Here is a 13,529-nt window from a genome sequence, read left to right on the forward strand (position 1 = left end):
CTGTCAAATGCAACTAATGTAGCTTAGGAAACCTTCAGAAAAGCGCCTGATTTCAACAAAGGATCGTTATGCAAACATCGTTCAAGGCCGCCGTCATCCAGGCATCTTCGATCCCATCTGATTCCGTGGCCGCGGCAACCAAGGCGGCAGCGCTGGTGCGCGAGGCGGCCGCGGCAGGGGCCAGCCTGCTGGTGTTCCCCGAGGCTTTTCTGGGCGGCTACCCCAAGGGCGCCTCGTTCGGCACACCGGTGGGTATGCGCAAGCCCGAAGGCCGCGAGGACTATCGCGCCTACCACGAAGCTGCGATCAGCCTCGATGGCGAGGAGGTCGCCCTGCTGGAGGAAGCCACGCGCGAAACGGGCGTGTTCCTGGTCATTGGCGTGATCGAGCGCGATGGCGGCACGGTCTATTGCACGGCGCTGTTCTTCGATGGCGATCGCGGGCTGATCGCCAAGCACCGCAAGCTCATGCCAACCGGTGCGGAACGCCTGATCTGGGGCTTTGGCGACGGCTCGACGATGCCTGTCATCGATACCCCGCTCGGCCGCATCGGGGCGGTGATCTGCTGGGAAAACTATATGCCGATGATGCGCATGGCGATGTACGATCAGGGCATCACGCTCTATTGCGCGCCCACTGCCGACGACCGCCACGGCTGGGCGGCCACGATGCAGCACGTCGCGCTCGAAGGGCGTTGTTTCGTGCTTTCGGCCTGCCAGCACATCACGCGTGGTGCCTACCCGGCCGACTACGATTGCGCACTCGGCGATGACCCGGACTTGGTCCTGATGCGCGGCGGCTCGATGATCGTCGATCCGCTCGGCACCGTGCTCGCCGGACCGGACTACAGCGGCGAAACCATCCTTTATGCCCAGATCGAACCGGCAGCCGTCGTCCGCGGCAAATACGATTTCGATGTGGTCGGCCACTATGCCCGTCCCGACGTCTTCAACCTCTCCGTCAACACCGCCAGGCAGCGCGCCGTCACCCGCACGGGCGACGCTTCGGGGCAGGAGTAAACCGCACCATGGAATTTGATTTCGCCACCACCCCTGGCCCCGATCGCTACAAGCTGATGAGCGCCAGCATCACCCCTCGCCCGATCGCCTGGGTAACCACGCAAGCCGAGGACGGCGCGGGCAATGCCGCGCCCTACAGTTTCTTCAACATGATGAGCGCCGAACCGCCGCTGGTGGTGCTCGGCATGATGCGCCGCCCCGACGAAACCCACAAGGACAGCGCGGCCAATATTCTCTCCACCGGCGAATTCGTGGTGAACCTTGTCAGCGAGGCCGATAGCCCGGCCATGAATTTCACCTGCATCGACGCGCCGCCCGAATTCGACGAAATCGCTGCGGCCGGACTTGCCACGGCGCCCAGCGTGACGATCAGCCCGCCCCGCATCGCAACAGCGCCCGTATCGATGGAATGCAAGGTCTACCAGACAATTGAGGCAGGCAAGACCACCATCGTCCTCGGCGAGGTCACGCGTTTCCATATCGACGATCGTTTCATCGATGCCGAGCGGCTCCATGTCGATGCCCCGGCTATGAATCTGGTGGCACGCATGCACGGCGCAGGCTGGTATGCCCGTCCGAGCGAGCTGTTTCAGATGGAACGCCCCTCTTACGCCAAGTGGGACGGCACCAGCATGGCATCGGCGGCGCGCAAAAGCGACGGCTGAACAGCGTCGGCGAAAGATGCCACCGCGATCACGCTCAACGTGCTGGCTAACGAGGTGATCGAGCGCAGCAACGATGTCAGCCCGGTTGATATTGCAACACTTGTCCCATTTGTGAGCCCCACCATGAACAATGCGGCGACGACCTCCCCGACCCACGACGTATTGAGCCGCGATACCGGCGAAATCGGCGATCCGTCATCCGCTGTGAGCATCGACAGCTTCGGGCTGGCCCAGTCGATGATCGCGTTCCGGTTTGGCGCCAACGAAATGGCGCTCCGGCAACGGGCTCAGGCAGAAGGACCGGAGATGGTGTCGCTGCGCGACGCCGAAGTGATCTCGACCAGCACCAGAAAACCTGAAGGCGCGCAGGCTGTGAACGCGCATGCCACCACCCGGTGCCAGCGGACCGGACCAGCGCTGGCTCTGGCCGCTATGGTAGGGCTCGCGGCCATGATCGGAGTGCCGGCAGCAAAGGCGCAGGATGCAGCAGCCTATCCCTCGGTTACCTCGGCGAGCGCAGGCAACAGCTACCGAGTGTTTTACTCCCTCGCCGACCGCCTGACAGCCGACACCCGCCAACGCGTCGCGCACCGGCTCGGCCTGCCATACGGCCCCGAACCGCGGCAGCGGCTCGACCTCTATCTGCCCGCCGCGCCCTGCATCGACCAGCGCGTGCTGATTTATGTCCACGGCGGCAATTTCGTCGAAGGCGACCGCGAACATTATGGCTATGTCGCGCGAGACTACATTGCCAACGGCGTCACCGTGGTGGTGCCCAGCTACCGCCTCACCCGTGACGGCCACAGCTATCCGGCACAGATCGAAGACCTTGCCCAAGTGCTGACATGGGTAAGGGGCTCGCTGTCCTGTGGTGAAGACAAGGTGCCCCAGATAGTGATCGCGGGACATTCGGTGGGGGCGCTCATGGCTGCCTCGCTCGGGCTTGATCGGCGGTGGATGGGAAACGATCCGTGGTTGCGGGAAGCCTTGCGCGGCGTGGTGCTCATCAGCGGACACTTCCGGCCCGATCCCGCCATTGCACAGGCCTACGCCCCCACTCCGGCAAGCATGGCCGCAGCCGCCATCGCCGATCACGTCAGCGACCCGGTGGCCCGTGTTGTGATCGCCTATGGCAGCAACGAGACCGCCAGAGCGCTCAGCGCCGACGAACTCGATAAGGTATTGCGAGCTGAGGGTATCGTGCCGCAGACCTATGCCCTGCCCGCCGGCAATCATTCCGACACCGCGCTCGATTTCTCCCTGCCCGACAGCCCGCTGTTCGCGCTTACGCTTGCCAGCTTCGACCACGGCGCAGACGCGCCGAAAACACCACCCAGTAACACGCCCTAAGCGTCCGCTGACGCATCATAGTGGAAAGCCCGGTCTCGTGTGCAAGGTTCTGATTTAACGCCAGCGACTGCCTGACTCCACCGACTGGCGATCCGTTCGTGGAAAATGCGGGATATTGTGCCAGCGAAATCTGCCGACCGAGCACGTAAAAGCTGCTTCGTTGCCTTGAAAGCAACACAAGGAAAATCCAATCGCCATTGAAAGGCGAGCCCCGTGCCCTTTGAATGCACCGGCTGCAGCATTGCTGGGCGCCGCATATGACAGGAGTAACCGCGTGAGCGCGAGAATCGGTATCGACGTCGGGGGCACATTCACGGACTTCGTGCTGGTGGATGACAATCGCCTCGTGTTCCACAAGGAGCCGAGCGCACCCGCCGATCCGGCGGCGGCGATCGAGCGCGGCCTGGCCGGGCTGATGCAACGCGCTGATATTGGACCGGAAGCGGTCGACCTTGTCATCCACGGCACCACCTTGTCGCTCAACGCCATCCTGCAACGTCGCGGCGCGCGCGTGGCCCTGGTGGTTTGCGAGGGCAATCGCGACCTGCTCGAACTGGCGCGGGTCCACATGGCCGACAGCTATGGCTTTTTCGCTCAGCCTGAAGAGCCGCTGGTGCCGCGAGACAGGGTGTTGACCATGGCGGCCCGCCTGTCCGCCGCCGGTGAAATTCTGGCGCCTCTTGCATTGCAGGAGGCCGATGAGCTGGCTGCCAGCCTGAAGTCGCTCGATGTCGATGCGGTGGCCGTGGTTATGCTCAACGCCCCCGCCAATCCAGGTTTCGAGCAGGACGTGGCCAACCAGTTGGCCTCACGCCTGTCGGTGCCGGTCGTTGCATCGAGCGAGATCTGGTCCGAGGTGCGCGAATACGAGCGCGGCATGGTCTGCGTGATGAATGCCTATATCGCGCCGATCCTGCGCAGCTATTATGACAAGCTCAAGGACAAGGTGGCCGGTCACGGTCTCGCCTGCCCGCTTTCGATCACCACGAGCAACGGGGGCAGCGTGGGGCTGGAAACGGCCTATGAACGCCCCATCGACAGCACCCTGTCGGGCCCCGCGTCGGGCGTGGTTGCTGCTATCCACACCGCGCGGCTGGCTGGAGCCGACAAGATCGTGACCTTCGACATGGGCGGCACGTCGGCCGACATCTCGGTGGCCGAAGGCGCGGCGGCTGAAATCACCACCCAGGCGCACCTCGGGGAGATTCCGCTGATCCTGCCCATTGTCGCAGTCAGCGCGATCGGCGCTGGCGGCGGCTCGATCATCCGCGTTGACGAAGGCGGCCTGCTCAAGGTCGGCCCGACAAGCGCCGGCGCCCGGCCCGGCCCGGCCTGCTACGGCCTTGGTTCGGATGCCCCGACCATGACCGATTGCTATCTGGCCTGCGGCTATCTCAACGCCGAACACTTTGCCGGCGGGACGCTGACGGTCTATCCCGACAAGGCCACGGCTGCGCTCGAGGCGGTGGGCGCACGAATTTTCGAGGCGGGTCCGGACCTCGCAGTGCGCACGGCCGATGCCGCCTTGCGGGTTGCCAGTTCGATGATGGCCACCGAAGTGCGCAAGACCCTCGCCCGTCGTGGCAGCGATCCGCGCGAATTCGTGCTGCTGCCGTTCGGCGGCGCCGGGCCGACCCACGCCGTACTGCTGGCGGAAGAAGCCGGTCTTGACCGCATTCTCGTTGCCCCCAGTCCCGGAGTATTCTGCGCATTGGGTGCGGCCATGGCCAACCTGCGCCGCGATTTCGTGGAAAGCTGCCGGATCGACACCACCAGCAAAGATGCCGAAGAGCAGATCGGCGCGTCGATCACGCGACTGCGCGAAGCGGCCAGCGAGTGGCAGCAGGCCATGGCCGGACGGGTGGACAACTGGCGCTACGAGCTTGTTGCTGATACCCGCTATCCTGAGCAAGCTTTCGAGCTGCCCGTGCGTTTGCCCGATCTCGACGGCAATATTGCCGAACGGATCGAACAGGCGTTCCACGCCGCGCACGACAAGCTCTACGGCTTTTCCGAAAGCGGAAGCGGCGTCGGCATCAGCCGCGTTGTGCTATCGGCCATCGGCGAATTGCCGCATCTGGGCGGCACTGCCGCCGTGCTGGCCAACCAGGCCGAGGCGACCCTGCGCACACGCCGGATTTATGTGCACGCCAGCTGGCATGAAGCGCGCGTTATCAATCGCGCAGAACTCGCTGCCCTTGAGAACGGACTCGCTGGACCGGCCATCGTCGAACAATGCGACACGACAACCATGATTCCGCCCGGCTGGCGCGCCTTGTCGCTGGAGTGCGGATCAATGATGCTTGAACGCTTTCAGACCGGAGCCGCCTGATGCAGATTGATCCGATCACGCTTGAACTGATGTACCACAAGTTCAAGGCTACCACCGAAGAAATGGGCATCGCGCTCGGCCGCACCGCCCGTTCCAGCTATGTGCGCGAAACGAACGATTTCGGCACTGCTCTGTGCGATCTTAACGGCCGCTTCTTCGCCTATCCCCAAGCCACTGGCATCTCGCTCGGGGTCGATCAGGATTGCAGCGCCTTCATTGCCGCCTTTGACAGCCTCGAGCCGGGCGACATCCTGGTTACCAACCATCCCTATGCCGCACCCGGCGTCGGCAGCCACCTGCCCGACATCAACCTGTTGCAGCCCTATTTTCACGAAGGCGAGATCGTCTGCTTCGGCTGGACCTTCGCGCACTGCGCCGACATCGGCGGCGGTGTCCCAAGTTCGATCAGCCCCTCGTTCCAGAACATCTTCCAGGAAGGCTTGCAGATCCCGCCGCTCAAGCTGGCGGAAAAGGGAATACGCAATCCGGCCTTTACCGCCATCCTGCGCGCCAACAGCCGCATTCCCGATATCGTCGAGGGCGACCTGCAAGCCCAGCTCAGCGCGCTGGCAGTGGGCGAGCGGCGGGTGGCCGAACTGGTCGCAGTACATGGGCTGGAAACTGTCCGCGCCGCGCAATCGGGCGTTGTCGAATATGCCCGTCGGCGCGCTTCCAGCGTGCTCGAACGACTGACCGACGGCACCTACGAATTTCACGACTATCTCGACGATGACTATCACACGAAGATCCCGGTGCGGCTGCGCTGCAGGATGACGATCGACAAGGGCACGATCCACCTCGATCTCACGGGCACCGATCCGCAGCTTCTGGCACCCTACAACGTGCCGACCGGAGGCGTGCGACACCCGTACCTCACCACCAAGCTAATGCACATGCTCTACACCTTCGATCCCGAGCTGCCGCTCAACTATGGCATCTTTGAGAACATCACGGTGCACGTGCCCAAAGGCACGGTGATGAACCCCGAAGCGCCGGCCGCAGTGGGCATCCGCCATGCCGGCGCAATCCGCTTCAACGATGCGGTGCAGGGGTGCCTGCTGGCCGCCAATCCGGCCATGGCGGCGGCAGCCAGCGGCGGGACCGTGATCCCCGCAGTGGTCGCCCATGTCGATCCGGCCAGCGGCGGGCAGCGCGTGGCCGTCGTGCAGGGAATTGCCGGCGGCGGCGGCGGCAGCATCCATGTCGATGGTGCCGACGGGCGCGATCGCAGCCTTGCCAACATTCACAACACCCCCAGCGAACGCAGCGAGGCCGACTTGCCCTTGCAGGTCGTCGACTATGCCCTGCGCCCTGACAGCGGCGGCGCCGGCAAGCGGCGCGGCGGGCACGGCGTGGTCTATTCGGTCAAGCTGCTGGAAGACGGGATGGAGTTCATGGGTCGCGGCCTTGAACGCTTCGTGTTTCAGCCCTGGGGCGCAGAAGGCGGGCTGCCGGGCGAACCTGCGCGCGTGGTGCTCAACATGGGCACCCCCGACGAGCGCGATCTCGGCAAGATCGACAAGGTGGTGGCACGCGCGGGCGATGTCATCACCATCATGACCCCCGGAGGCGGTGGCTACGGCGACCCCTTCGAACGCGAAGTGGCCCGCGTGGCCGATGACGTCGCCCGCGGGCTGGTATCGCGCGAGGCGGCCAAGCGCGATTATGGCGTGGTGCTGGACGAGGCTGTCGCTACGGTCGATGAAGCTGCGACCAAGGCGCTGCGCGCGAGCCCTCGCACCGCACACAGCGCCTTTTGCCCCGCCCGCCAATTGTGGGAGCAGGTGTTCGACGACGAGGTGATGACGCGCATGAGCACGGCCGTTCTCGCACTGCCCTCCGGGATGCGCCACCAGAGCCGCGCCGCCATTTTCGCGGCTGCCTCGCCCGCCATCGTCACCCAAGGGCCCCAGGCGCTGGCGACCGACGGCTTTGACATGCCCGCAGCACGCGCAAGGGTCATCGCTGCCATCGAGGAGATCGCCGCATGAGCGCTGCTGCCAACCCTGCCACGTCGAAGAAGTCGCTTGCGGTCGTCGCCTCCGCGATTGCCATCGAAGGTTACGACCTTTCGATCTATGCGCTGTTTGCGCTCTCGATCGCGTATACCTTCTTCGACCAGGCCGGTAGCGCCACCGGGCTGCTGCTGGCAGTCGCAACGCTGGGGGTAGGCTATGTCATGCGTCCGCTCGGCGGGGTGCTGCTGGGCCTTTATGCCGACCGGGTAGGCCGCAAGGCTGCGATTGCCCTGATCGTGTTGATGATGTCAGCCAGCACCGGGCTGATCGGGCTGATCCCGTCCTATCCTGCCATCGGCCTTGCCGCCCCGATCCTGGTAGTCCTGCTAAGGCTGGTGCAGGGCTTCTTTTCCGGCGGTGCGGCAGCGGGCAGCATCTCGTTCCTGGTCGAGAGCGCACCTCCGAACAAACGCGCCTTCTACGCCAGCTGGCAACAGGCAAGCCAGGTCGGCGCCTTTCTGCTCTCGGCCCTGATCGGCGCCGCCATTTCGAGCGCGCTCACGCCCGAGGAACTCAACAGCTGGGGCTGGCGCGTTCCCTTTGTGCTGGCCTTGCTGTTCGGCCCACTCGGGCTCTACATCAAGCGCTCCATGCCCGATCCTGAAAGCTTCAAGGAAGCGCGCGCCGAGGCGGCCGAGCCTGCCGCCAAGATGCTCACCGGCACCCGTCCGAGCGAGGTGCTGATCGGCGCTGGCCTGTCATGCCTGTGGAATGTCACCGCCTTCATCCTGCTCTATTTCATGCCGACCTATGCCCAGAGCAGCTTCGGCATCGACATGGCTGCGGCCTTTCGCGCGAGCTGCGCAGGCGCGGCCACCTTGTTCGTGTTGTGCCCGCTAATGGGCATGTTGTCGGACCGTTACGGCTGCAAGCCGGTGATGCTCGCCGCGGCAATCGGCCTGGCCGTGCTAATTTATCCCGCGCTCGCTTTCGTGGCCGAGGTGCCGACCGAGGCCCGCCTGATTATCGCGCAGATGGGGCTGGCGGTGCTGATCGCGGCCTATACCGCGCCGATCTCGGCGCTGCTGGCCGAGCTGTTCCCGATCCATCGCCGCTCCACCGGGCTGTCGATCGCCTACAACCTGTCCACGCTGATCGTTGGTGGCTTCGGCCCCTTCTTCGTAACCTGGCTGATGATTGAGACGGGCGACCAGATGGCACCGGCCTACTATGTCGCGGGTGCCGCGCTCATCAGCACCGTGGCGCTGCTTTTCGCGCGTGAGGCCGACCGATGAGCGAGGATACGCTGCGCCCCGCAGTCAATGCCCGCGCCGGAGAATACGAGCGCGAGGTGCTGGACCTGGCCGATGCCTGTGCGGCAGCGGGCAAAGCTGTTGTCACCGCCAGCTATGGCGATGCACCGCATCAGCGGCTCGACATTCTCGCGCCCGCCGAGCCGAGCGGATCGCTGCGCCCGGCGCTGGTTTTTTGCCATGGCGGCGGTTTTACCCATGGCAACCGGCGCTGGAATCACTTTATGGCCCCGCTGGTCCATGCCGCAGGCGGTGTGCTGGTTTCGATCGACTACCGCCTGCTCGAACCGGGCGATTCCGGCCCGCCGCCGCTCGAAGACATGATGGCGGCCATGCGATGGCTAGGCACGCACGGAGCCAGCAACGGAATCGATCCCGCGGCGCTGTTCATCGGCGGCCACAGCGCCGGGGCTGCACTTGCCGCGGCCTTTGCCCTGCGTCCGGATCTGATCGAGGCTGCTGCCCTTCCCCCCGGGTCACTGCGCGGTGTTCTTTCGATCAGCGGCAGCCTGCATCGCTGGGCTATCACCGGCACTCCCGGCGCGGGCTATGCCCTGCCAGACGGACCATTGCCGGTCGACGAAGGCACCCCGCTGGCGCTGCTGGACAATCTGGGCGTGCCCATGCTGGTCGCCTGGGGCGGGCGCGAACGCCAACGCGCACGGGTAGAACGTTCGAGCATGAAGCTGGTCAGTGCGCTGGCTGATGCAGGCGTCGATCACGAATGGGCCTGCATCGAGGAGGCCGATCACTTCGAGACCCACACCTTCACCGGCCTGCCCGAGCATCCGCTCGCCAGACAGGTGCGCGGCTGGCTGGAGCGCCTCGGCGCCCCTGCCCCTACGCCTGCCGCCTAGAAGTCAAATCTCGCATCGGCCCATAGCTGCTTTTCAGCCGCAGCCGGATCCTTTGCCAGCGAGGATTGCGCGTCGAACAGCATGGTGGCGCGGTTGCCGGTTTCGTAGCGCTGCCAGGTGGGGCCATTATCGTTTTCCGGCAGGCCCTCGCGAATAAAGCTGACCCACCGTGCGTACATATCATCTGCGAGGCGATCGGCCGCCGGCCCTTCGGGGCCAAGGAAAGCCGAGCGCGGATCGCGCGTTTGCTGCCACACCAGCGGCAGTTCGGAACCATGCACAGAGTAGCCGGCATTGGGCGCTTTTTCGCGCGGCATATCGAGCCGGTAGACATAAGTTGGCGCGTGACCTGACTGGGCATCGGCGCAGCGACATGTCGGGATGAAATATTCCTCCGCCGTGATTGCGGCATAGCGCCGGTCGGTGGCGCTCGCCTGCGGCATCAGCGCATCGTAGCGGGCATAGACCGGCGCGAAATCGGCCAAGGCCATATTGGCCAGGTCATCCTGCACCACCACCCCTGGGCCAAAGCGCGAGGGGCCGAAGAACGCGTTCTCGTCGCGCGTGGTGCCGATCAGCAGGGGTACGCCAGCGCCACTTCCCGCCGCAATCGCTTCAAGCGGCAATTGCGCAAGATGCATCCCGTCGATCACCGGGCGGAACGGATACTTGCGAGGCCAGCGGGCCGAAATTTCTTCCTGTGCTGCCAGCAGACGGTCGACCGGCAGGCTGGCGATGGCTGCGGAATCATGTGGCCCAAGGACATCGGTCAGAATAGCGGCCATGGCGTCGGAATCGCCCGCGGTGTTGATCGTCTCAGCCCCGCCGCTTTCGGCAATGGCAGCGCGAAAGAGCCCACGCGCGCGGGGCATGGCGAGCAGGGTGCACACGTTCTTGGCACCCGCGCTTTGCCCCCCGACGGTGACCATCGCCGGATCGCCGCCAAACCGGGCAATATTGTCGCGTACCCAGCCCAGTGCTGCAAGGATATCGAGCATCCCGTTATTGCCACTTCCACGATAGCTCTCACCCAGCAAGGAGCTGACATCGCAGAAGCCGAGCAGGCCTACCCGGTAGCTGATCGTCACGCACACGATCCCCGCTCGGGCAAGCGCAGCGCCATCAAACACTGGCATCCGGCTCGACCCGGCCACGTTGCCGCCGCCGTGAATCCACACATAGACCGGGTGCGGCCCCGGTGTCCGCGGACGCCAGATGTTGAGCGCGAGGCAATCCTCCGACGGCTCAGATCCCGGGCCGTAGATACGCTCGGAAAGCGGCTTCTGGATCGGTGGCGGGGCAAAATTGTCGGCAATCAGCACATCTTTGCGCATCGGCGCCGGCTGCGGGGCGCGGAAGCGCAGCGCGCCCACCGGTGCTGCGGCAAACGGCACGCCAAGAAAGCGCACGCAGTCATTGAGCAAAGTGCCAAGGACCGGCCCCTCACGCGTCTCGACTACACCCTGATCGCCCGGATCTGCCGCTCCGGGCGCCGAAGCAGACTGGCCCCAGCCGGCACATCCACCCGCTGCGAGAACCGAGCCCAGCGCAAGGAATTGCCGACGTTCGAGGGCGGAATGGATCATAGCTGTAGCCTTTTCTGGAAGTCTTTAATGCGAAAAGGGGCAGGCCATGCTGACCTGCCCCTCCTTCTGCTTCAAGTGCTGTTCGCGCTCAGAAACGGTATGCGGCATTGATGCCGAAGCGACGAACCGAAGGTTCGAGCTGAACGCCACCGTAAAATGCCTTCTCGTAGACGTTCGAATAGTAGTTCTTGTCAGTCAAATTCTCGACATAGGCGGTGACCGAGACCGTCCCGTTGTCGACGCCCGCACGCAGGTTGAAAGCGTGGTAGGCGGGCGAGATGAAAGGATACTCGAAATAACGCAGCGCCAGGATCGAGGACAGGGATTCGCTGCGATAAGTCCACTCGGGACGAATGAAGCCTTCGAAGCTGTCGCTGATGTCACTGCGGTATTCCAGGCTGCCTCCAGCGGTCCACTTGGGCGCGTTGATAAGCGGACGGTCCGATGCATCCACGGTCACGCCATCGACGATCGCGTTCTCGTATTCGCGGAACCTGGCATCGTTGAAACCGCCGTGCAGCGACAGTGTCAGTTCGGGCATCACCTTGAAGTCGAGGCTGCCGTCGATGCCGTAGCTGCGTGCGCTGGTGGCGTTGTCGATGCCGTTGACCGAGATCAGCGTCACTCCGTCGTCAGCCAGATAGATGAAGCGGCTGGCGAGCTGGATGTCATTCCAGTCCATGTAGAAGCCCGAAAGGTCAACGCGCAGGCGGTCGTCGAATGCGGTGAACTTGACGCCGCCTTCGTAGTTCCACAGCGTTTCGGGGTTGTAGAACTCCTGCTGGATCAACTGCGAGGTCTGCACGCCGCCCGACTTGAAGCCGCGCGAAACTGTCGCATACAGCATCAGGTCCGGGTTCGGTTCATAGGTGATGTTGAAGCGGGGCGAGAAATCGTTGAACGACTTTTCCCGATCGATGTTGTCGGTAATGGCGCCGTTCGAGCGACGCTGATAAACACGGCTCACCTTTTCGTGCGAGTAGCGACCGCCCACGGTGAAGGCCAGTGTCTCGGTCAGATTATAGGTCGCCTGGGCGAACACGGCTTGGTAAGTGTTTTCCGCTGAGCTCAGGATGCCCGAGATCTCGTCGTCGGGGGCTCGGCCCAGCAGCCCGGCCTCGCCGAAGTTGGTTGCCTGATCGGTATCGCCGGTGTCCTTGCCCGCATTGACGCCAAAGCTCCACTGGAACGGGCCATCGCCAGCCGACTGCACGCGCAGTTCGCCGCTGAGCGAATCACGAGACAGCAGGTTGTTCTCGTAGAAGTAGTCGAAGCTGCCACCGTCAACATCGCCGCGGTTGAAGATCTCAGCCTTGAGATAGCCGAACACACCGGTCACGGTCACTGCATCGCCTTCCCACACGGCGCGATCGCTCACATACCAGAAGTCGCTGCCCACGCTCTGCGGACGGTTGAAGTTCACCTCGCTGGTGTTGTCCGGGTAGAAGCCCACTCCGTCCTCGTCAGCCGGGCCGGGTGCACCGCCATAATAAACGTTGCGCCAGGTGCGTGTCAGGTAGCCGGTTGGCACGCCAGCACGCATTCCGTTGCGCTCCCTTGTATAGCTGAAGGTCACATCATTGGTGAAGTTGCCGCTCGGGGTGAAGCGCGCAATGACGCGGCCGGTCTTGTAGTTGGTGTTGTTGCCACCACCGATTTCGTTGATGTTGTGGATGTTGCCGTCCGAGCTTTCGATCTGGCCGGCAAAACGCACCGCCAGCACGCCCGGCGCGATCGGGAGGTTGAGCACGGCCGAAGCCCGCTTGGTATCGAAGCTGGAAAAGCCGAGCGAAACCGAACCTTCGATGTAATCGACCGGCTTGGCCGTGGACACGTTGATCGCGCCGCCGACAGAGTTACGGCCGAAATAGGTGCCTTGCGGGCCACGCAGCACTTCAATCCGCTCGAGGTCGACCACGTCGGGGTTCGAGGTGCCCGCAATGACGCTGAAATCGTCGATGTAGAAGGCATAGGCCGAAGGACGCACGTCAGCATAGGGATCGAGCTGGTTCGAGACACCGCGCAAGGACAACTCCTTGCGGTCGCGTGAGCCGTTGCTGGCAAAGCTGACGTTCGGGGTCATGGCGAAGTAATCTTCGATACCACGCACGTTGGACTTCGCCAGTTGCTCGCCGGTGATGGCGGTGATCGCAATCGGCACGTCCTGGACCGATTCATTGCGACGCTGGGCGGTCACGACAATGGCATCGAGCCCAAGGCTGGGGCGCTCTCTTTCCGCCTCGGCATCCTGCGCCAGTGCCGGCATGGCCATGAGGCCGATCGACCCCACGCCCAGCAGCAGTGCTGCCCGCTTGAACATTACCGTGCCCGTCTTCACTTGGCTCTTCATATTTCCGTACCCCTTGGTAATTGCCCGCAGCAACGCGGCCTTTTTGTTTGCCGATTTATTTGCAGTCGAAATATTTGAGTCCGTTCCAGCACCGGAACC

At 63.8% G+C, this 13,529-nt stretch carries 9 protein-coding genes; 7 read left to right on the forward strand and 2 right to left on the reverse strand.

All coding sequences use genetic code 11. From position 1 onward, the window contains the following. Nucleotides 1-68: 68 nt before the first annotated feature. The 7 genes from E0473_RS05715 to E0473_RS05745 all read left to right on the forward strand — a co-directional run bounded on the left by E0473_RS05715 (nucleotide 69) and on the right by E0473_RS05745 (nucleotide 9,494). On the forward strand, nucleotides 69-1,019 hold the full coding sequence (locus tag E0473_RS05715; RefSeq protein ID WP_137679839.1) for a carbon-nitrogen hydrolase family protein: 951 nt from the start codon (nucleotides 69-71) through the stop codon (nucleotides 1,017-1,019). An 8-nt stretch (nucleotides 1,020-1,027) separates the two neighbouring features. Further along, complete coding sequence (locus E0473_RS05720; RefSeq protein ID WP_137679840.1) at nucleotides 1,028-1,684, forward strand: flavin reductase family protein; 657 nt, start codon at nucleotides 1,028-1,030, stop codon at nucleotides 1,682-1,684. A 111-nt stretch (nucleotides 1,685-1,795) separates the two neighbouring features. After that, the gene (locus E0473_RS05725) at nucleotides 1,796-3,034 is read left to right on the forward strand and encodes an alpha/beta hydrolase (protein ID WP_137679841.1); all 1,239 of its coding nucleotides are present in this window, start codon (nucleotides 1,796-1,798) and stop codon (nucleotides 3,032-3,034) included. Nucleotides 3,035-3,308: 274 nt separating this feature from the next. Further along, entirely contained in the window at nucleotides 3,309-5,366 is a 2,058-nt protein-coding gene (locus E0473_RS05730) for a hydantoinase/oxoprolinase family protein (RefSeq protein WP_137679842.1), read from the forward strand. Further along, nucleotides 5,366-7,357, forward strand: coding sequence for a hydantoinase B/oxoprolinase family protein (locus E0473_RS05735; RefSeq protein ID WP_137679843.1), 1,992 nt, complete (start codon nucleotides 5,366-5,368; stop codon nucleotides 7,355-7,357). The genes E0473_RS05730 and E0473_RS05735 overlap by 1 nt, the downstream gene beginning before the upstream one ends. Beyond that, nucleotides 7,354-8,619, forward strand: coding sequence for an MFS transporter (locus tag E0473_RS05740; RefSeq protein WP_137679844.1), 1,266 nt, complete (start codon nucleotides 7,354-7,356; stop codon nucleotides 8,617-8,619). The genes E0473_RS05735 and E0473_RS05740 overlap by 4 nt, the downstream gene beginning before the upstream one ends. After that, on the forward strand, nucleotides 8,616-9,494 hold the full coding sequence (locus tag E0473_RS05745; protein ID WP_137679845.1) for an alpha/beta hydrolase: 879 nt from the start codon (nucleotides 8,616-8,618) through the stop codon (nucleotides 9,492-9,494). Before E0473_RS05740 ends, E0473_RS05745 begins: the two co-directional genes overlap by 4 nt. On the opposite strand, the gene E0473_RS05750 is transcribed toward E0473_RS05745, so the two are convergent. Then, nucleotides 9,491-11,080 carry a carboxylesterase/lipase family protein gene (locus tag E0473_RS05750; RefSeq protein WP_137679846.1) on the reverse strand — a complete coding sequence of 530 codons (1,590 nt, stop codon included), beginning with the start codon at nucleotides 11,078-11,080 and terminating at the stop codon, nucleotides 9,491-9,493. The genes E0473_RS05745 and E0473_RS05750 overlap by 4 nt on opposite strands. Nucleotides 11,081-11,168: 88 nt before the next feature. Beyond that, nucleotides 11,169-13,430: a TonB-dependent receptor gene (locus E0473_RS05755; protein WP_137679847.1), complete on the reverse strand. Its 2,262-nt coding sequence runs from the start codon at nucleotides 13,428-13,430 to the stop codon at nucleotides 11,169-11,171. Nucleotides 13,431-13,529 lie beyond the last annotated feature (99 nt).

It is taken from the genome of Aurantiacibacter suaedae (genome assembly GCF_005434915.1).
In the GTDB taxonomy this organism is placed as follows: domain Bacteria; phylum Pseudomonadota; class Alphaproteobacteria; order Sphingomonadales; family Sphingomonadaceae; genus Alteraurantiacibacter; species Alteraurantiacibacter suaedae.

Coding starts and splice junctions, on each gene's coding strand:
- E0473_RS05720 (WP_137679840.1), top strand. CDS start 1,028: ATGGAATTTGATTTCGCCACCACCCCTGGCCCCGATCGCTACAAGCTG.
- E0473_RS05740 (WP_137679844.1), top strand. CDS start 7,354: ATGAGCGCTGCTGCCAACCCTGCCACGTCGAAGAAGTCGCTTGCGGTC.
- E0473_RS05755 (WP_137679847.1), bottom strand. CDS start 13,430: ATGAAGAGCCAAGTGAAGACGGGCACGGTAATGTTCAAGCGGGCAGCA.
- E0473_RS05735 (WP_137679843.1), top strand. CDS start 5,366: ATGCAGATTGATCCGATCACGCTTGAACTGATGTACCACAAGTTCAAG.
- E0473_RS05745 (WP_137679845.1), top strand. CDS start 8,616: ATGAGCGAGGATACGCTGCGCCCCGCAGTCAATGCCCGCGCCGGAGAA.
- E0473_RS05750 (WP_137679846.1), bottom strand. CDS start 11,080: ATGATCCATTCCGCCCTCGAACGTCGGCAATTCCTTGCGCTGGGCTCG.
- E0473_RS05715 (WP_137679839.1), top strand. CDS start 69: ATGCAAACATCGTTCAAGGCCGCCGTCATCCAGGCATCTTCGATCCCA.